The sequence below is a fragment of the Fictibacillus marinisediminis genome (assembly GCF_023149135.1).
Taxonomy (GTDB): Bacteria; Bacillota; Bacilli; order Bacillales; family Fictibacillaceae; genus Fictibacillus_C; species Fictibacillus_C marinisediminis.
The window spans coordinates 290764-310741 of sequence record NZ_JAIWJX010000002.1 but is presented as its reverse complement, the minus strand read 5'-3'; the positions used below and the strand labels follow the sequence as shown (position 1 = coordinate 310741).

General features: G+C 45.6%; 16 protein-coding genes, 2 tRNA genes, 3 rRNA genes and 1 riboswitch. Of the genes, 5 read left to right on the top strand and 16 right to left on the bottom strand.

What is annotated here, in order from left to right:
• Nucleotides 1-102: 102 nt before the first annotated feature.
• Nucleotides 103-204, bottom strand: a riboswitch (purine riboswitch).
• Nucleotides 205-283: 79 nt separating this feature from the next.
• The gene (locus tag LCY76_RS01815; protein WP_248251198.1) at nt 284-484 is read right to left on the bottom strand and encodes an NETI motif-containing protein; all 201 of its coding nucleotides are present in this window, start codon (nt 482-484) and stop codon (nt 284-286) included.
• Between the two features lie 2 nt (nt 485-486).
• Nucleotides 487-1014: a DUF2179 domain-containing protein gene (locus LCY76_RS01810; RefSeq protein WP_248251197.1), complete on the bottom strand. Its 528-nt coding sequence runs from the start codon at nt 1012-1014 to the stop codon at nt 487-489.
• 178 nt (nt 1015-1192) lie between these two features.
• On the opposite strand from LCY76_RS01810, the gene LCY76_RS01805 reads away from it, so the two are divergent.
• Entirely contained in the window at nt 1193-1711 is a 519-nt protein-coding gene (locus tag LCY76_RS01805; protein WP_248251196.1) for a ferritin family protein, read from the top strand.
• Between the two features lie 128 nt (nt 1712-1839).
• On the opposite strand, the gene gerPC is transcribed toward LCY76_RS01805, so the two are convergent.
• Nucleotides 1840-2118, bottom strand: coding sequence for a spore germination protein GerPC (gene gerPC / locus LCY76_RS01800; protein WP_091008074.1), 279 nt, complete (start codon nt 2116-2118; stop codon nt 1840-1842).
• A gap of 84 nt (nt 2119-2202) precedes the next feature.
• Here gerPC and LCY76_RS01795 point away from each other — a divergent pair, with 84 nt between their 5' ends.
• Complete coding sequence (locus tag LCY76_RS01795) at nt 2203-2637, top strand: Hsp20/alpha crystallin family protein (RefSeq protein WP_053356016.1); 435 nt, start codon at nt 2203-2205, stop codon at nt 2635-2637.
• Between the two features lie 46 nt (nt 2638-2683).
• On the opposite strand, the gene LCY76_RS01790 is transcribed toward LCY76_RS01795, so the two are convergent.
• The 8 genes from LCY76_RS01790 to LCY76_RS01755 all read right to left on the bottom strand — a co-directional run bounded on the left by LCY76_RS01790 (nt 2684) and on the right by LCY76_RS01755 (nt 12414).
• Nucleotides 2684-3007: a hypothetical protein gene (locus LCY76_RS01790; RefSeq protein ID WP_248251195.1), complete on the bottom strand. Its 324-nt coding sequence runs from the start codon at nt 3005-3007 to the stop codon at nt 2684-2686.
• Nucleotides 3008-3324: 317 nt separating this feature from the next.
• Nucleotides 3325-3440 (bottom strand): 5S ribosomal RNA (gene rrf / locus LCY76_RS01785).
• A 206-nt stretch (nt 3441-3646) separates the two neighbouring features.
• Nucleotides 3647-6584 (bottom strand): 23S ribosomal RNA (locus LCY76_RS01780).
• 261 nt (nt 6585-6845) lie between these two features.
• Nucleotides 6846-6921 (bottom strand) — tRNA-Ala (locus tag LCY76_RS01775).
• 23 nt (nt 6922-6944) lie between these two features.
• Nucleotides 6945-7021: transfer RNA gene (locus LCY76_RS01770), tRNA-Ile, on the bottom strand.
• A gap of 94 nt (nt 7022-7115) precedes the next feature.
• A 16S ribosomal RNA gene (locus LCY76_RS01765) occupies nt 7116-8665 on the bottom strand.
• Together the 16S, 23S and 5S rRNA genes with 2 tRNA genes alongside form the textbook arrangement of a ribosomal RNA operon.
• Before the next feature lie 530 nt (nt 8666-9195).
• A complete protein-coding gene (locus tag LCY76_RS01760; RefSeq protein ID WP_248254560.1) occupies nt 9196-10635 on the bottom strand; it encodes a nicotinate phosphoribosyltransferase in 1440 nt (479 codons plus the stop codon).
• A gap of 111 nt (nt 10636-10746) precedes the next feature.
• Nucleotides 10747-12414: a transglutaminase-like domain-containing protein gene (locus LCY76_RS01755; RefSeq protein WP_248251194.1), complete on the bottom strand. Its 1668-nt coding sequence runs from the start codon at nt 12412-12414 to the stop codon at nt 10747-10749.
• Nucleotides 12415-12696: 282 nt separating this feature from the next.
• Between LCY76_RS01755 and LCY76_RS01750 the strand changes: the two genes are divergently transcribed.
• Genes LCY76_RS01750 through LCY76_RS01740 form a run of 3 tightly spaced genes read left to right on the top strand, consistent with a single transcriptional unit; the run spans nt 12697 to nt 14087 of the window.
• Entirely contained in the window at nt 12697-13515 is an 819-nt protein-coding gene (locus LCY76_RS01750; RefSeq protein WP_248251193.1) for an EcsC family protein, read from the top strand.
• A complete protein-coding gene (locus tag LCY76_RS01745) occupies nt 13508-13843 on the top strand; it encodes a DUF2085 domain-containing protein (RefSeq protein ID WP_248251192.1) in 336 nt (111 codons plus the stop codon). The genes LCY76_RS01750 and LCY76_RS01745 overlap by 8 nt, the downstream gene beginning before the upstream one ends.
• A gap of 22 nt (nt 13844-13865) precedes the next feature.
• Nucleotides 13866-14087 (top strand): hypothetical protein, encoded by a 222-nt coding sequence (locus LCY76_RS01740; RefSeq protein ID WP_248251191.1) that lies wholly within the window; start codon nt 13866-13868, stop codon nt 14085-14087.
• A 244-nt stretch (nt 14088-14331) separates the two neighbouring features.
• Here LCY76_RS01740 and LCY76_RS01735 read toward each other — a convergent pair whose 3' ends face one another.
• The 5 genes from LCY76_RS01735 to LCY76_RS01715 form a co-directional block, all read right to left on the bottom strand.
• Nucleotides 14332-14892 carry a DUF5381 family protein gene (locus LCY76_RS01735; RefSeq protein ID WP_248251190.1) on the bottom strand — a complete coding sequence of 187 codons (561 nt, stop codon included), beginning with the start codon at nt 14890-14892 and terminating at the stop codon, nt 14332-14334.
• A gap of 27 nt (nt 14893-14919) precedes the next feature.
• Nucleotides 14920-15717 carry a hypothetical protein gene (locus LCY76_RS01730; RefSeq protein WP_248251189.1) on the bottom strand — a complete coding sequence of 266 codons (798 nt, stop codon included), beginning with the start codon at nt 15715-15717 and terminating at the stop codon, nt 14920-14922.
• 26 nt (nt 15718-15743) lie between these two features.
• Nucleotides 15744-16949, bottom strand: a complete 1206-nt coding sequence (locus LCY76_RS01725; protein ID WP_248251188.1) for a hypothetical protein — start codon at nt 16947-16949, stop codon at nt 15744-15746.
• Nucleotides 16946-17263, bottom strand: coding sequence for a WXG100 family type VII secretion target (locus tag LCY76_RS01720; protein WP_175502002.1), 318 nt, complete (start codon nt 17261-17263; stop codon nt 16946-16948). Before LCY76_RS01720 ends, LCY76_RS01725 begins: the two co-directional genes overlap by 4 nt.
• Nucleotides 17264-17332: 69 nt before the next feature.
• Entirely contained in the window at nt 17333-19972 is a 2640-nt protein-coding gene (locus LCY76_RS01715) for a hypothetical protein (RefSeq protein WP_248251187.1), read from the bottom strand.
• Nucleotides 19973-19978 lie beyond the last annotated feature (6 nt).

Sequence of the window (19978 nt, the reverse complement as noted above, 5' to 3'; positions counted from 1 at the left end):
ATGATTTTTCTGCAATAAAAAAGTCCAGTGTACTCACTTTCTCTGTTGTATGAGAGAAAGCTACTACGCTGGACATACTTCACCTGCGGATATGCCGAAAACAGCAGTGGTGCTTCCCCTCATAGTCCGATGAATAACGGTCATCAGGTAGAGACTTACGGGCCATAATCCCGTGATTATATGAGGTACTATGCTTTTGTCACCCTTATTGTAACGAAGGGCATTTAGTTGTGTCAACCAAAAATCGAACAATAATATATTCTGACAATTTAATGTTCGGTTTTTACTGTATTTTCCCTTCAAAAACAATGCGTTGTTCGTGATACTCCTGCTCGATTTTTCCATTTTTCTTTACTTCTTTAAAAACCGGCTCCTCCATGCGGCGTACAGGGGAATACCCTTCCTCCGCCATTCGGTCTATACAATCAGAGATCGTCTCACCGGGCTGAACCTCAAATTTTTTCTTGTTTGGCTTTTTATCCATTGCTACCTCCGTATGCTTTTCACCCAAAATCCGCCATGAAAGGCCTTCGGCTCATGGGAGATAATGAACGCCTTCGGATCGAGTGAACGGACCGCTTCATATAAGTTGGATTCTGATTTGCGTGATGTCAGGATCTCCATCATCAGCCGCTGCCCTTCCCGGCCGGAAGCCATCCAATCCGTGACGCCAAACCCTTTCGAGCGAATCGCGTTCGGCAGTCCGGCTTCCGTTTCGGTCGTAATCACATTAACTGTAATATACCCAAGTGCGAGCTTTTCTTCAATCTTCATACCTACCAGAACACCGAGACCGTACCCGAGCGCATATGCGATCAGGTTCTGAATTTTATCCAGGTTGTCCAATACAAGCCCAAGGCCAATGACATAAATTATAACCTCAAACACGCTGATTAATGCTGCGAGATACCGCTGATTTTTTAACGTTAATATCATTCTTATCGTAAAAAACGAAACATACACCACGTTGATAAGAAGAATGGTTCCAATCATCGCCAAACCGTTTTCCAACATCGTCTACACTCCTTCTGCCTGTCCAAAATGATGCTATAAAGGTAAGATATCACTTTTTTGACTGGATGGAAAATGAAGATTTATCCAGTTATTTCTATGGAATACTACTCTTTTGGATAGGCACATTTTTCATGAATCCTCATACGCTATAAAAGCATTCGGGAAAGGAATTGATGTCATGTATCCATATCAGGCACCATTTGAAGAAACCCATTATTATTATGATCCCTATAATCCCTACGATCCATCTGTTGAGAGACAGCAGCAGGCCCAGAGCCAGCAGCAGCAACAGCACCAAACGTATCAGCAGCTGATCAATACACTTATGTCGAGCATTATTGGCGAAGCGACCGCTGTCGACTTCTACACCCGGCTTGCGAATGAAGCCCCGAACGAGTACAGCAAAAATGTACTGCTTAATGCTGCCAAGGATGAAAAGACGCATCTACAGTTGTTTACCCGACTTTATACTTCTTTAACAGGCAAGCAGCCTAACTATAAAATTCGTCCTGTAAAGATTACGAACTTCCGTCAGAGTCTGTTTGAAGCCTATGAAGACGAACTGTCCGATTATGAAAAATACCGCAATGCTTACCTTATGACCCAGGACACGACCATTCGAGACACCTTCTTCCGTCCTTATACCGATGAAATCAAACATGCTACACGCTTTAGCTTCTTATTGAACGCAAGGTAAAATAGATGTGCTGTTCTGGGGTGAATTCCATGGAAAAGATTCAAGGAGTGTTGATACACCCATAATCAGCACTCTCTTTTTATTCCAAAAAAAAGCTTAAGGCAGTATGGCTCCCCAAGCTTTTACACTTATTCCTGGTCATCCTGATGGTGCTGCTGATGGGCGCCCTCCTGCTGAATCTCGTCAATAATCGTCTCCATATCCTCAAGATGGGCTTCCCCGGTAAGTCCGATATTCAACGTTCCTTTTAACTCTTTAACATGCAGCTCCTGGATCTTATAATTAATGTTCTCTATATTGATCGGCTTTATATTGTTCAAAGCCTCTCTCAGCGTTTGATTTTCATGCTGCAGTTCAATAATTTGCTGCTGAAGCTGCTGCAAAATATGGTACAGGTCTTGGTCCATCTCATTGAACCTCCTTCATCCGTCCTCTGTTTCACCTGCTGGGCAGTGGATGCATATACTGGGTCTGCAAGGGAGTGAGTGAACATGAATCCTTCATGGGGCAAGGGCAACGAATGGAAAAAATATGCCGATCAGGTGCTCGGCAAAGACTTTTTTGATGATTTTAAGGAGTTTGGCTTAACCAACCAAGGGCCTCTAGTTAATGTATATGAGAATTCAGAAGAAATTTACTGCCTAATTAACCTACCTGGAGTAAAAAATATCGAGGACGTCAATTTATATGTACATTACCGCACGTTAAAGGTGACAGGCACCATTGATTTTTCGATAAAAAAATTCAATTGCGTGACCGAAGAAATTGCCTCCGGGCCCATCGAACGGGAGATCCCGCTTCCCTATCCCGTTGAAGACAGACCTCTGGATGCCGGTTATTATCGCGGTCTTCTGTATGTCCGCCTCCAGCGCCTCAAGCAAGATAAAGACCAGCAAAAGGTAAAAATATATGATTACTTCGAATAGACCCAGAGGCTGCGATATGTCGCCCTCTGGGTCATTTTTAGTAATCCTAGGACTGCGGGGTTGCCAAAAGGGTGATCAATATAAAATAAAGTAAGGACGCGTTAGCCAATAGTTGTTCCTCAGCCTTTTCTTCCTTAGTCTTTTTGATGTTGTTTTCGATGATGTGGATGCCGGATGGTGTGATGGTTTTAGTGGTTTTATTGGTTTCGGTGGTGTAGTTATTGCTGGCTGGTTCATCAGGCGTTTTGTTGTCGCCTGTTTGTGCTGATTTTTCTTTTGCATACCTTTTGATGATTAAGGTTTTTCCGATATTCAATGAACCTTTCATCGTGATGGAATCCACATTGACATTCTTTATCGATATTTTCATAAGATATCCCTCTTTGTCGGTCAGATCGGGTTCGAAAATATATCACCATTACACCATATTATGAGGATGGTAGTGGATTTATCTCTGTTGGAGGGATTTTGGGATTGATTTGAGGTTATTGGAGAGCGGCGGAGAAGTCTGAATTATTAGTTAGAATCAATTATTTTGAGTTGGACTCAATTAATCGTGAATTTGGCTCAATTAATGTTCAGTTTGGCTCAATTATTCTGAGTTTGGCTCAATTATCTGTTTTCAGGCCCTTATTCTCCAAAAAATAAAAAAGAATGGAACGAATTTGCATTCGTTCCACCCTTTTTGCCTGGCAACGTCCTACTCTTACAGGGGGAAGCCCCCAACTACCATCGGCGCTGAAGAGCTTAACTTCCGTGTTCGGTATGGGAACGGGTGTGACCTCTTCGCTATCGCCACCAGACATATGTAGGTTTTTCAACCTAGTTTGAGGTATATTCCCTCAAAACTAGATAACTTTCCATCCAAACTTTCACTGATGCTAACGTCCAGCTCCATGAACCATATCCTCGAGGTCGTTTCAATCCCTCCTACGAACACCAAAAACGTGTTCTCGTCAGGATCTCCAACGCTTGTCGGATATAAACGGTTCATACCGCTTTTGTTAATAAGGATAAGCCCTCGACCGATTAGTATCTGTCAGCTCCACGTGTCACCACGCTTCCACACCAGACCTATCAACCTCATCATCTCTAAGGGGTCTTACTCACTTGACGTGATGGGAAATCTCATCTTGAGGGGGGCTTCATGCTTAGATGCTTTCAGCACTTATCCCGTCCACACGTAGCTACCCAGCTATGCCCCTGGCGGAACAACTGGTACACCAGCGGTGTGTCCATCCCGGTCCTCTCGTACTAAGGACAGCTCCTCTCAAATTTCCTGCGCCCGCGACGGATAGGGACCGAACTGTCTCACGACGTTCTGAACCCAGCTCGCGTACCGCTTTAATGGGCGAACAGCCCAACCCTTGGGACCTACTTCAGCCCCAGGATGCGATGAGCCGACATCGAGGTGCCAAACCTCCCCGTCGATGTGGACTCTTGGGGGAGATAAGCCTGTTATCCCCAGGGTAGCTTTTATCCGTTGAGCGATGGCCCTTCCATGCGGAACCACCGGATCACTAAGCCCGACTTTCGTCCCTGCTCGACTTGTAGGTCTCGCAGTCAAGCTCCCTTGTGCCTTTACACTCTGCGAATGATTTCCAACCATTCTGAGGGAACCTTTGGGCGCCTCCGTTACAATTTAGGAGGCGACCGCCCCAGTCAAACTGCCCACCTGACACTGTCTCCGAACCGGATCACGGTTCCAGGTTAGAATTTCAATACAGTCAGGGTAGTATCCCACCGACGCCTCCATCGAAGCTGGCGCTCCGACTTCTCAGGCTCCTACCTATCCTGTACAAACTGTACCAAAATCCAATATCAAGCTGCAGTAAAGCTCCATGGGGTCTTTCCGTCCTGTCGCGGGTAACCTGCATCTTCACAGGTACTATAATTTCACCGGGTCTCTCGTTGAGACAGTATCCAAGTCGTTACACCTTTCGTGCGGGTCGGAACTTACCCGACAAGGAATTTCGCTACCTTAGGACCGTTATAGTTACGGCCGCCGTTTACTGGGGCTTCAATTCAGAGCTTCTCCCGTAAGGGATAACCCCTCCTCTTAACCTTCCAGCACCGGGCAGGTGTCAGCCCCTATACTTCGCCTTGCGGCTTCGCAGAGACCTGTGTTTTTGCTAAACAGTCGCTTGGATCTATTCACTGCGGCTCTCTCGGGCGTTAACCCTATCAGAGCACCCCTTCTCCCGAAGTTACGGGGTCATTTTGCCGAGTTCCTTAACGAGAGTTCTCCCGATCATCTTAGGATTCTCTCCTCGCCTACCTGTGTCGGTTTGCGGTACGGGCACCTCTTTCCTCACTAGAGGCTTTTCTTGGCAGTGTAGGATCAGGGACTTCGGTACTGTAATTTCCCTCGCCGTCACAGCTCAGCCTTCACGATTGCGGGATTTGCCTCACAATCAGCCTAACTGCTTAGACGCGCATTTCCAATCGCGCGCTCTCCCTACCTTCCTGCGTCCCCCCGTCGTTCAAACGGAAAGGAGGTGGTACAGGAATTTCAACCTGTTGGCCATCGCCTACGCCTTTCGGCCTCGGCTTAGGTCCCGACTAACCCTGAGCGGACGAGCCTTCCTCAGGAAACCTTAGGCTTTCGATGGACAAGATTCTCACTTGTCTTTCGCTACTCATACCGGCATTCTCACTTCAAAGCGCTCCACCAGTCCTTCCGGTCTGACTTCACTGCACTTCGAACGCTCCCCTACCACTGTACCTTACGGTACAATCCATAGCTTCGGTGATACGTTTAGCCCCGGTACATTTTCGGCGCAGAGTCACTCGACCAGTGAGCTATTACGCACTCTTTAAATGGTGGCTGCTTCTAAGCCAACATCCTGGTTGTCTGGGCAACTCCACATCCTTTCCCACTTAACGTATACTTTGGGACCTTAGCTGATGGTCTGGGCTGTTTCCCTCTTGACTACGGATCTTATCACTCGCAGTCTGACTCCCGCGGATAAGTCTCTGGCATTCGGAGTTTGACTGAATTCGGTAACCCTGTGGGGGCCCCTAGTCCAATCAGTGCTCTACCTCCAGGACTCTAGCCGCGAGGCTAGCCCTAAAGCTATTTCGGGGAGAACCAGCTATCTCCGTGTTCGATTGGCATTTCACCCCTACCCACACCTCATCCCCGCACTTTTCAACGTGCGTGGGTTCGGGCCTCCATTCAGTGTTACCTGAACTTCACCCTGGACATGGGTAGATCACACGGTTTCGGGTCTACGACAACGTACTATGGCGCCCTATTCAGACTCGCTTTCGCTGCGGCTCCGCCTTATCAGCTTAACCTTGCACGTTATCGTAACTCGCCGGTTCATTCTACAAAAGGCACGCTGTCACCCGTTAATGGGCTCCAACTACTTGTAGGCACACGGTTTCAGGATCTCTTTCACTCCCCTTCCGGGGTGCTTTTCACCTTTCCCTCACGGTACTGGTTCACTATCGGTCACTAGGGAGTATTTAGCCTTGGGAGATGGTCCTCCCGGATTCCGACGGGGTTTCACGTGTCCCGCCGTACTCAGGATCCACTCAGGAGGGAACGAAGTTTCAACTACAGGGCTGTTACCTTCTTTGGCTGGCCTTTCCAGACCGCTTCATCTACCCCGTTCCTTTGTAACTCCATGTTGAGTGTCCTACAACCCCAGAGGGCAAGCCCTCTGGTTTGGGCTGATTCCGTTTCGCTCGCCGCTACTCAGGAAATCGCATTTGCTTTCTCTTCCTCCGGGTACTTAGATGTTTCAGTTCCCCGGGTCTGCCTTCTCATATCCTATGTATTCAGATATGGATACCATCCCATTACGGATGGTGGGTTCCCCCATTCGGAAATCCCCGGATCAATGCTTACTTACAGCTCCCCGAGGCATATCGGTGTTCGTCCCGTCCTTCTTCGGCTCCTAGTGCCAAGGCATCCACCGTGCGCCCTTTCTAGCTTAACCTTTAACCGAATCAGCTTTTCAGCTGAATCGTTTCACATGATCGTTAGATCATGGGTCTTGCATAATCAGCGCACAACTAATGAATTAGTTGGCTTTGTTTGGATGTTTCGTTATCTAGTTTTCAAGGAACATGGCTACAACGCTGTGTAACCTTCTGTGTTACATGCACCGAGTAATCGCAGGTGCATATCGGCGTTGTCTTCAAGAGACAACTTTCATATTATACCGACTAAAAAAGAAAATATCAACTATATTTTCTAGTGGTGGAGCCTAGCGGGATCGAACCGCTGACCTCCTGCGTGCAAGGCAGGCGCTCTCCCAGCTGAGCTAAGGCCCCATCTTGTCTGTATGAAAATGTTATGGTGGGCCTAAATGGACTCGAACCATCGACCTCACGCTTATCAGGCGTGCGCTCTAACCAGCTGAGCTATAGGCCCATGCACCATATTATAGATGAGAGAAGTTCTCTCAAAACCAAACAAAAGCTCAGGTAAGTTCATGAGGCATCAAAGTGCACTCATGTCTCCATAGAAAGGAGGTGATCCAGCCGCACCTTCCGATACGGCTACCTTGTTACGACTTCACCCCAATCATCTGTCCCACCTTCGGCGGCTGGCTCCTAAAAGGTTACCCCACCGACTTCGGGTGTTACAAACTCTCGTGGTGTGACGGGCGGTGTGTACAAGGCCCGGGAACGTATTCACCGCGGCATGCTGATCCGCGATTACTAGCAATTCCGGCTTCATGTAGGCGAGTTGCAGCCTACAATCCGAACTGAGAGTGGCTTTTTGGGATTGGCTCGGCCTCGCGGCTTTGCAACCCTTTGTACCACCCATTGTAGCACGTGTGTAGCCCAGGTCATAAGGGGCATGATGATTTGACGTCATCCCCACCTTCCTCCGGTTTGTCACCGGCAGTCACCTTAGAGTGCCCAACTGAATGCTGGCAACTAAGGTCAAGGGTTGCGCTCGTTGCGGGACTTAACCCAACATCTCACGACACGAGCTGACGACAACCATGCACCACCTGTCACTCTGTCCCCCGAAGGGGAAAGTCCTATCTCTAGGATGGTCAGAGGATGTCAAGACCTGGTAAGGTTCTTCGCGTTGCTTCGAATTAAACCACATGCTCCACTGCTTGTGCGGGCCCCCGTCAATTCCTTTGAGTTTCAACCTTGCGGTCGTACTCCCCAGGCGGAGTGCTTAATGTGTTAACGTCAGCACTGAGGGTGGAACCCCCCAACACCTAGCACTCATCGTTTACGGCGTGGACTACCAGGGTATCTAATCCTGTTTGCTCCCCACGCTTTCGCGCCTCAGCGTCAGTTACAGGCCAAAAAGCCGCCTTCGCCACTGGTGTTCCTCCACATCTCTACGCATTTCACCGCTACACGTGGAATTCCACTTTTCTCTCCTGCACTCAAGTTCCCCAGTTTCCAATGACCCTCCACGGTTGAGCCGTGGGCTTTCACATCAGACTTAAAGAACCGCCTGCGCGCGCTTTACGCCCAATAATTCCGGATAACGCTTGCCACCTACGTATTACCGCGGCTGCTGGCACGTAGTTAGCCGTGGCTTTCTGGTCAGGTACCGTCAAGGTACCGGCAGTTACTCCGGTACTTGTTCTTCTCTGACAACAGAGCTTTACGACCCGAAGGCCTTCATCGCTCACGCGGCGTTGCTCGGTCAGACTTTCGTCCATTGCCGAAGATTCCCTACTGCTGCCTCCCGTAGGAGTCTGGGCCGTGTCTCAGTCCCAGTGTGGCCGATCACCCTCTCAGGTCGGCTACGCATCGTCGCCTTGGTGAGCCGTTACCTCACCAACTAGCTAATGCGCCGCGGGCCCATCTGTAAGCGTCAGCACAAGGCCGACTTTCAAAAAAGAAACAGGCGTTTCTCTTTATCATCCGGTATTAGCTTCGGTTTCCCGAAGTTATCCCCGTCTTACAGGCAGGTTACCCACGTGTTACTCACCCGTCCGCCGCTAACCTCAGAGAGCAAGCTCTCTTTGGTCCGCTCGACTTGCATGTATTAGGCACGCCGCCAGCGTTCATCCTGAGCCAGGATCAAACTCTCCAATAAAGTGTTTGATATAGCTCTTAATGTTTAAAAATAAGAAATTGATGGGATTGTAAAATCCCTGACTTACCTGGCTTTTGTTTGGTTTTCAAAGAACTGTTATTCCGTCGCGTCCGATCAGCGACAAGGAATATCTTATCAAGTTTTGCTTGCTAAGTCAACAACTTTTTTCAATCATTTTTTCGAAGAAAATTATGTATCAAAAGCAGCAACGTTTATTACTATACCAGCGATTCTTAGAGTGGTCAACCTTTTTTTTCGGATAAAAAAACCAACTTATCCAAACCGCAGAACTAACCGCTCCTGCAAGAACCAGAAATAAGGGGTGGATCTCCAAACTCGGTAAAACTGTATAAATAAAAGAAACATACACAAACGATGATGCCGACAAATGAATATCGATTGCGTCCTTCCCAATTTCCTGCTTTCTTCTTCCTTCTATTCTTATGTTTAACTCTCATTCGGCCGGTCTCCCTCAAACACCACTAAAACAAAAAAGAACCTGGCAGACGTCTATCGCCAGGTTCTTGGCTCTAATTTTTTGCAGCTTGTTTCAATAGTTCCATTTTGGTGGACCACACTTTTTTACTCAGATCGACGAAATAGGTTTGCGGATTGAGTTTCCGCATGTGCTCCGGCCAGAACATTTTGATTTGACCATTATAGTAGGTTTTAATTTCATGAACAGTCGGAAGGTCGTAAATCAGCTCACCGTCTTTAAAGACCGGCTGCAGCAGTTCCTGTGCTTGAAAACGGTGGATGGTTTTATCTTTGTAGGTTTCCACGGGATCAAACAAGTAAATATCCTTTTCAGGAAGTTTCTCGTCCTCCATCGCGATATAGTCCGCTTCCGCTTTACCCGTGTCTTCATTCACGATGCGGTAAACGGTTTTGAAACCTGGTGTTGTTACCTTTTCCACGTTGCCGGAAACTTTAATGGTCGGAACATATTCCCCGTTGTTTTCACGGGCAACAAGTTTGTAGACCCCGCCTAATGCCGGCTGGTCGGCAGCTGTAATGAGCTGTGTGCCGACACCCCATGAGGTAATCATAGCCCCTTGTCCTTTTAATTCGGAGATGACATCTTCATCAAGATCATTTGAGGCAACAATCACAGTGTCGTTTAAGCCAGCTTCGTCCAGCATCTTTCTCGCCTGTATGGAGAGGTAGGCCAAGTCGCCGCTGTCGAGTCTTATTCCTTTTAAGGTTTTTCCTTTATCTTTTAATTCAAGACCGATTTTTATCGCGTTCGGAAGTCCGCTTTTCATTGAATCGTATGTATCTACGAGAAGTGTGCTCTGATCCGGAAGGGCCTCGGCAAATTTTCTGAACGCATCCTCTTCACTCGCAAAGCTTTGGACCCAGGAATGGGCATGTGTCCCTTTTGTTGGAATGCCGAAGTATTTACCGGCAAGAAGATTGGATGTTGCATCAAATCCTGCGATATAAGCCGCTCTTGCTCCCCAGATTGCAGCGTCCGCTTCCTGCGCTCTGCGTGTTCCGAATTCCATGAGATAGTCTTCAGGCGCCACTTGCTTGACGCGGGCGGCTTTTGTTGCGATTAATGTCTGGTAGTTCATGAAATTCAAAAGAGCTGTTTCAATTAAATGGGCTTCGAAAATTCTGGCTTCCACCCGGATCAAAGGTTCTTTCGGAAAAACAATCGTTCCTTCTTTAACGGAAGCAAGATTGCCTGTGAACCTGAAATTCCTGAGTTCCTCCAGGAAACCTTCTTCATATTGCTCTTCCTGCTCTCTGAGGTAATTGATGTCCTCTTCTGAAAAATTCAGATTTTGCAGATAATATGCGATTCGTTCAAGCCCGGCAAATACAGCATAGCCATTGCCAAACGGGTTTTTGCGATAAAATGCTTCACACACGCATTTTTTGTTCTGTGTTCCGTTTTTCCAATGAGCATACATCATATTAATCTGGTACTTGTCCGTATGTAATGTTAGATCTTCATGCCGCATCATCATTCTTCACACCTTTCTCGCCTTATTTTCCCTTAACTCTCAATTCCTACTCTACTTCTTCTGCCCAAATAAAGAAAGCCCGGAGAAACGGTTTCTCTGGGCTTTTGTTTAATATTCTATTCCAGATTTGATATGTGTTTTCTTGAATTCAGATGGGGCGGGATCAAAGTATTTCATCGTGAAGTTTCTGATGAACTCATTGTTCTGCAGATAGCCTGAACCCCACGTCGGATCCATCGTCAGCCAGCGTCCATCCACTTTTGTCTCTATCCATGCATGATCCTGGCCTGCATACCCTGTAGCCATTCGTGCTTCCATCCCTCCTGCGCGTAAAAGGGCGATTCCGAGATAGGAAAAATCCTGGCAGACGCCTTTTTTCTCATGCAGTGTTTTGATCGCACTATCGTCGAAGGCAAATGACCGCTGATTCAGCTTCTGTACATCATAACGGACATTCTTTGCTACATACTTATATACGGCCAGCGCCTTTTCTTTATCATTCGCTTTGCCCTTCATCAGCTTTTCAGAAAGACGCCCGATCTCAGGATCATCAGACTGAATGCCCCTTGACGGAAGACGATAGCGCCCATCATTCGGATTCGTGTTCTCTACATTAAAATGAGCCACTCCTGTAAAATGCTGAACATTCGTGTTAGCCGAAGTAATTTCTGGTGCGAAAACATTTACCTCATAGCTTCCCGGCCCAAAACGAAGATAAAATTTTCCGTTAAATTTGTAATTTTCTACAGGAATGGCATACATCGCTTCCAAACTTCCCTTTTTCGTCTGGACGAAAACAGTATCCGTATCCTTGGCATACTGGGCGTTAGGATTGATCTTACCCTTTACCTCATAATCAAGATCTGTTTTCCCCCCGCTTACTGTAGGGGATTCCAGTGTATAGCCGCGTTCGCTGTATTCTTTAGAAAATTCGATCGGCTGAGATGTATGGCCTGACGTGTTATCCACCTGCAGTTCAGCGGCCTGGTTGTAATAATTGGCCATATTCTCTGCCGGCGTCATGATCTTAAGTGTATGAACCCCTTTTCCAAAATACAGCGGAATACTGCTTTTGAACCTGCCGTTTTCAAGCGGAACCATCACCTTGGTCACCTGGGGTCCTTTTGACACTTCAATCATGAGGTCTTTCGCTTTTTTATCACCGATCGACCCGCTCAAATCAACCTTTCCATCCCTTTTCATGTAGCCTTCTACTGTGGAATCCAATTTTAGGTCCTGCTTGTAAGCGTTCTGTGTATAGAGAACGTCTCTCTTCACTGCCGGATTGACATTGGTTACTTCCATTTCGGTAAGGTCGTAATAATAATCCTTGCTCTCATCACTCGGCAGGCTGACCTTCACCTTGTAGGTTCCTTTTCCGTCGAAGAGCTGGACTTTTTGCTTGTATTTGCCTCCCTTGATCGGAGACAGATATTTAAAATCGGGGCTGCCGCCTTTTTCACTATGCACCGTGATCAGTGCATAGTTCGATTTTAAGTGTTTTGTATTTTTTATATTCCCTGAAACAATAAAGGCAGAGTTCACACTGAATTTTTTATACTTCGGGCTGGTAAGGCTTGCTCCAACCTTTCTGCTGTACCCGCTAAGCTGCACATGTTCCAAGTCTGTTTTCTCATTATTCTTCTCCGCCGCTGCCGAATACCGGTTCCCTGCTGCGCCCTCATCCAGCTTTGGATCAGCTGTGTTTAACAGGCTGCAGCCCGGCACAGTTATCAGCAAAAACGGAAGAATTAAAATGAGGAGTATTTCCCTCATCGTGTTCACTCCTTAATTACGCTCTTATTTTGCGATATTTTTATTTTACGCCATTCAACCAGCTATCCAAAGCGTTTTTCCTTATCGGACTGCACAATTAAAAAAAGACAATCTTTCCTACTACTTTATCGCTGTCGTTCCTTGGATATGACACTATCATGATTGCCATCCGTTTCCAAAATCAATTCATGCCTTTACGTGAAACTCTCCAATGTACTATGACGTATACTTAGGAAAATACTATAATGGTTATATTAACCACTGATGAATTTGGGAGTGAGTATGATAGAAACACGGGATTATCTTACAAAAGAACTTACGATGGTTGAGAAGTGGGAAAAGGATCAAAAGGATCTCTGGTTCTGGGAGAAACTCGGGCGTATTCCGTTCATGCTCCTGGATAAGATCACACCGAAATTTCTGCAGGATAAAATGCTGCAGATTGTGGACGAGATCGGCAGCTATGTTCACAACGGAGGCAAATATTTAGTCAGTGAGAAATCGATTCTGAAAAAAATGAAAGAATACGAGGAACTGCAAGAAGATTTTACAGCTGCAGAGATCGGCAAGCTTCCTCTTGCGTCTATGGACAAGACAGCTTCTTATTTTAAAAGCTCCCGCACCAGGATGGCGACCGTCCAGGGCGCAACGACTGGTATCGGCGGGCTGTTCACCCTTGGAATTGACATCCCTCTTGTCCTTGGTTTGTCACTGAAAACGCTGCAGGAGATTGCCATCTCCTATGGGTATGATCCTAACGAAAAAGAAGAGCGGATCTTCATCATTAAATGCCTGCAGTTCGCCTCTTCTGACTATGTAGGGAAACGTGCCATTCTAGAAGAGCTCGCTATGACCGATGCGGAGCGTGACCGCCAGGCGATTTCTCAGCTGCAAGGCTGGCGTGAAGTGATCGCTGCTTACCGCGACAATTTCGGATGGAAGAAACTATTTCAAATGGTGCCTGTTGCAGGAATTATCTTTGGGGCCTTCATCAATAAGTCCACCATAGATGAGGTTGCGGAAACCGGAATGATGCTTTATCGGAAGAGGAGGATTTTAGAGCGTCTTCACCTGCTGGATGAGGAACCCTTAAATGAGTAAGGAGGAGCTTTTATCGATTATACCCTGCCACCGCAGGCCTGAACGCAGCTTAAAAATAAAAGGAAAACCGATGGCACTTTGCGCAAGGTGCACCGCAATCTATGGTTCCTATCTGCTGCTTCCTTTTCTTTACTTTGTTCCGCAAGTACATAATCTTTTATTCGCTCTGCTTCTTCAGCTTCCGATGCTGATTGACGGCTTCACCCAAAAATGGAAATGGCGCGAGAGCAACAATACGTTAAGAGTTATTACTGGTTTATTGAGCGGCATCGGCCAGTGTATGATGATTTGGTATGCCGCAAATTTGTTGAAGCAGCTACTAAGCTGAAATTGATTAAGGGAGTGTTTTTATGTTTATTGCATTAATTATGACCATATTCACTACCATCATTGCAAGCTTCCAATTACTATTTTCCGGCCACGGCCTAGCTGGGGCCTCTCTGATCGGTTCTGGGACAGCAGTGAGTGCAGGAACAATGTACCTCTATCAAAAAAAGCATTCACAAAAGAAAAAGAAAAAGGAAGAAAACACATTTTGTGATGAAGTCTGTTATCAGATTGACTGCTGTTAATCTAAAATACATCAAGGGGCTGTCCAAGAAGTCTGTAAGCTGTTGATTTCCGTTCCAGGCTTCTCGCTTTCCGCGGGGCGTGCGGTGAGCCTCTTGGTGCAAGCACCGGCGGGAGTCTCACCTGTCACGCTAGTCCCGCAGGAGTCTCGCATCTTCCACTTCAATTAACTTTTCATTGAAGATTTTTCAAGCCAAAAAGGGGCTGCCTGAAGGTCAATTTTCGACTTTCTGGACAGCCCCTTTGCTAAGTTGGCATATTTGGATTTTTAGTGTCATGAACATTAGATGAAGTTTCTTGCAGCCAAGCTTGTTTGCAGGATTCACTGACTTTCGGAATTACATATTTATTAATAATCGCTTCAATTTCATCATCGTCCAATAAGTTGTAAGTACACAAATAAGCTTTGCTCTTTAGAATGGACTTCTGATTCGTACGCAGTATAACATCCTTAAAGACCATTCCCGCAGGACGAGAACTGTGCCAGCCAACAGACATGCCCTGAATATCTGAAAACGGAATTTCTTTTCCTTTTCTCGTCACAAAGCCAGTGGGCTTAATTTGAAAGAGTATCTTATTCCCCCAAGCAATGGTCAATATTCTTAACAGAATTCCGCCAAAAAACAATAAGCCAACTGTTCCAATTAAAAAATTGAAAAAACCGCGGATTATACCCACATCCATTACAGAAGACATTAAGTAAAGTGAACCAGCAGTCAACAGCAATGAACCTACGACCATCCATTTAAGATTAAAACTGCTGTACGTCACCTGCACCCCGTTATCTGTTTCATTAACAAAATTCATAATTACCACCCGCTATTTTTTATTCACTTAGACAGAAAGAGAATTAAGACCTGCAATTTTCGATTCTGCCAAATCAGAAAGAATATTTCCTCCGCCACTTAATACTTCATATGTCTCCTCATTCTTTTTAATTACCCATGAAGAAACAGGATCACAAATAACAAACAATACATCTCCAATATCCGGTTCTCTGTTATCATCAAATCCTAAGACCAGCATACTGTTCATCTTTCCATGATTATAAGAAACGGCATTTGCAAAAATTGAAGCTTCATTATGGCTAGATAAAGTACATAAGTATGCCTCAAGATTTGAAGGTTCTTGTTCTGCTAATGTTAACATTTCCTCAAATTCCTCTTGTTTAAGTTCCAAAATTTTATCAGGGCCATTGCCCGTGTCCTTCAAGGAGAAATATTCTTTTAATTTAAGTAAAATTTCACCTTGGCTGAGCATTTCAAACACATGAACTTGGCCTTCATGTATAACGGAATGGCAAATGCATTTCCTTCCTGATAAGTGAATGGAAATTGAACCCTGCCCTCCATCAGCTTCAAATCTCGATAATTTCAAAGATAAAGGAGAATAATTTACCGATTTGATCAGGGAAGAACTTTCCTCAGTTAATTGAAATCTGTGATTGTGTTCATCATACATCAGCAGTTCTTTGGACAGTAAGGAACGGCAAGAGGTCTGAAGCACCAGCTCAAACTGTTCATCATTTAACTCTTCAAAATAGGTTTGTCTTAATCCTATTGCTTGTTCAAATAATCCTTCACTGTAAAAACCATAGATAAGTTCATCTATACTAAGCGACACTCTATTCATTCATCATCACCTCTTATTCATTTTCACTACCAGCCAAACGAAAGCTTACTCGAGAAAAACTTCTTCCCTCCGTCAATGAGAGAGGATGCCGTATCCTTCACCTTGTCTACACCCTTTTCCACTGCATCTATTCCTTTACCTACTGCTTCCACTCCACCTTTAACCGTCTCTATCGTAGCGTGAATAGGTTCTTTCGCAATCAGTGCCGCATCTTCAAAAAAGCCTGCTGTTTTGGCTGCTACTTTCTCACCGACCATACTGCCTATAGCTCCTCCGATACTTGCTCCGATTACTGTACCTACAGGACCGCCGATACTTCCTATGGCCCCTCCGACTACGCCGCCGGCCGCCGTGAATCCACCTTCCACAATCAATGTGTTGGCTGCTCTTCCAACGGCTTTTGCATTTTCTCTTTTTAAGACGGCTTCATTTCCGCCATACTTACGGTAATTGTCTACAACATCCATTCCAAGGCCCACAGAAGCCGACCCGGCTGAGATAACCAAACCAATGGCGGCATTCGTCTTTCCAAACTTGGATCCCGCTTTAAGCAAATCTCCCGTATGGTTTTTAAGTGTATTGAGCATGCCAGTGTTTTTGATGCTGGATTTAAAATCCATCATGCCATTCGTAAATTTCGTCACATCATCCGGAAAGAATTTGGAGTATTTTTTATAAAGCAGGCTTTCTAAAGGTTCGTTTTTGTATTTAAACATCCCTCGTTTATTGGCCCATGTTCGGGCAAACGCTCTAAACTCGGAGTCATCGACAGACTTCAAGAGCTGCTGGTAATAACCATTATGTCTTACTTCCCACTTCCCATTTACCTTCACATATTTCGATAGTCCAGAAAGCTGAAAAAACAGCCCATGTGAGGCAATCGTGCCGGCTGCTACAAAGCCTTGATAATCGTTATAAATGTTAAACAGCTTACTAAACAAACTATCTTCCTCTTCAAACTTCTCAGCCGTATTTCTTGAATAGATTTCCGCTTCAGATATCTCATCTTTCAATTGTCCCACCAGATACTTGGACTGGGCATGATGCATGAATGCCCCCTGCATGGCAGTGTAGTACTCGGGTGAATAATGAGGTCCTTGAGACAAGGAATTTACCACATCAGACATTTTCTTATTCAAATCGTTCATGATCTTTTCCAGATTCATAATCTCTTTAACCATATCATTCGACATCTTATTGAGTTTGTCCGGCTGTATGGATATTTTCGTCATCTTGGGCCCCCTTTCTGAAGTTCCAGCAGTTTAAGCTGCTGTAAGCGTTCCTTTTCCAATAGATCATGCAGAATCTGTTCACAGCGCAGAGCCGCTTTGTTCAACTCGCTGCTGGTTTCCATAAATTCTGTGACCACTGAATTAAAAGCCTTGGTTGCATCCTGATACTTGCTGTTAAATTTTTCTTTTCGGTTTCCCGTCCACGTTCCCCCATTGAATTCCAGGGTTCCTCTCAATCTGGATTCACATTCTCTTACTAATCCTGCTGCCTGGCTATAGGCTTGAGCCATCGCACGAATTTTTCCAGAATCCATTTATACTTCACCCGCCATTTCTTTTTATTCTAAAATCAGCAGGCAACTGCCCTGCCTGCTGATTAGGTTTTATACTTGTTCAGATGTCTCTGGCCCTTCTTGTTTTGTTTCTGTTTGAGGGGCTTCAGTTTGCGGTGCTTCTTTTTGAACCTCATTATCCTCAGCTTGTGGCTTCGTTTCTTCTTTTTGAGGCTCAGTGTGCTTCTGTTGCTTTTCTTGTGGAGCGTCGTCTCGTTTAACCGCCGGAGCTGAATTCTTTTTCAGTTTATTGATGGCGTCTCTCGCTTCGTCACGCGTGCCTTTGCTGACATGCTTAGTAACCAGCAACGTTTTGTAGTATCTGACAGCTAGTTTAAGATCATCTTCATTACCAGCAGCCTTTAAGTCATTGGCATTGTTCAGCAGGAGCTGGGCCTGATATTGAAGTTCTGGGTTAACTTTATCTGACATCCAGTCGCTGTCTGCTGCTTTGTCCAGATAGTACACTGTTTTTTCATGGTCGCCGTCTGCTTTTTCACGCATGCCTTTTTGGAAGTTATCGATCGCTTCCTGTCTTTCAATCGCCATAGCTGCTTCATTTTTCGGCATACCAGAAGCACTTGCAATCATTCTGTAGACTTTTAATAGATCATTATAGCGATCGTAATAATCTCCAGAAGTATTTTGGGCAAAAAGAGCTCTTGCGGCGTCGCGGAGTGTATCCTCGTTTTGTCCTTTATTGTACATCTGGTTGGATTCACTCGCATAGAAGATCGCGTCATTGTAGTTTTTGCCTGATAGCAGGTTTGCCGCTTTTCTTGAATACGCAAAGGCTTTCTTTCGGTTGAAAGCCGTTGCTTTGTCAGCTTCATTCACTCTCGGAGTTGTGCTCAGCAATTCATAGACGCTTTCTTCTTTTTTCATATCCGCCAGACCGTATTGTTCGGCAGAAGATAGAAGTTTGCTAGAAATGTCGTCTACTTTTGCTTGGAACGCATCATTATCATCCCAATCAGCAGCTGACTCAGAAGCCAGGATCACCGCTTCACTTAAGTCTTTATCAGAAGCCTTGATCGCCTGCAGCATGAGGAAGTAAGCATCTAAATGAGTTGCTGCTTTATCACTAAGTCCTTTTTCTACTCCTGATTCTTCAAGTAAAAATTGATAGTTTCGAATAATGGTTTCTTTGTTTGATGTGAAAGCATCCGATCCGCTTGCAAGTTCGTCTGTTTCTTTTAATAGCGCCTCGCTGGCTTTATCTACAACGAGCTTAAACCCGCCGAGCGGGAAGTCTGTACCGACTAAATCCCCGCCCTGTTCAACAACTTGAGCGTATTTTTTCTTATCCAATAGCTGTTTAAGAGCCTCAAGTTCATGGCCTGCTGGCAGCGGTTCATACTGCCCTGGCTCTCTTGTTCCAGCTTCTGCTCTTTCCTGCTCTACTTTGCTTGCTACAATTCCAGCTTTTAAGTCTTTAGCGCTTTGGCTGTATGTCGGAGAGTACTGAGCGAGCATCTGGTATTTATTTAGAGCCGCCGCGATGTTGGTCGCTTGCTCCTGATGTGCAGCTTCCATTAATACTTTGTCTGCTTCGCTGTATTCGTACGGATTCAAATCTTCTTTCGGATGCTGATCATTGTATTTTCCAATGTAATAGATAACTTGCTGTGCTTTTTCGGCATCAAGCGCTTGAGGCTGTTCTCCATTACCATCGCCAGGGTTTTCAGGATCAGCCGGCTTGCTGAGGTAAATACCAATCTCCTGCTCTGCAAACTTGGAATAAAGATCGATTCTGATTTCGTCCTGAAGTTTTTTCAGCTCTTTATTTTCAAAACCTAGTGATGTGATCATCTGAAGGTTGGCCAAGCTGTCAGACGTCATCATTTGCTCTTGATATGCTTTTGTTTTTGCATCTGCTGCAGCTTCCACAACCATCTTGATCAAGTCATCATATTTTTCACTGTCGGGTTTAATTTCTCTTTGCCCGTAGTACATGACATTGTAAAAATTATCGTTGCCGCTGTAGCTGTCTAAACGCTCGTATAAAGATTCCGGAACGACAAGCGCTACATCCGGGAACTGGCTGCCAGGGTCTTCTCCGCCCGGATCACCAGGGTTGTCTGGATCCCCTGGATTTCCTGGATCAGTACCTCCACCAGGGTTATCTGTTCCTGGATCTGTACCTGGGTCCGTGCCTGGAGCCGTGCCTGGATCTGTGCCTGGATCTGTACTTGGATCATCCGTTCCAGGATCAATGACCGGTGGAAGAGTTCCATCATCAACCGGCGGGGTGATTATCGGATCTGTTGGAATTGCAGGCGGTATAGGTGTTTCAATGACCACTTTATCCGAGTCTACAATTAATTGAGTAATTGGATTTTTAGGATCAGATGCATCTACGAGATACACTGGATTCTCGGTGTCGTCACTGAGTGCAAAGCCATCACTGTTATTACTGTTGGGAGATAGATCTCCGCCTTTGCTATCTGGTTTGTTGTTCCGGTCATCTTTGACTTGGTTATCGTCTGTGTTTAGACGGATATCTTTACTCGCCTTGCTTGTATTACCTGGTTTTTTACCTATTTCTGAACTTGCTGTCTCAGAGGTTTGGTTCGCTTGCCAATAATACGTTCCTGTACCGGCAAGTGCCACAAGCAAAGCCGCAGATGAGGTCAGCATTACCTTTTTGGCTTTCGGGCTGAAAAAACTTTCATTTTCCTTTTCTGCCATGGTTGT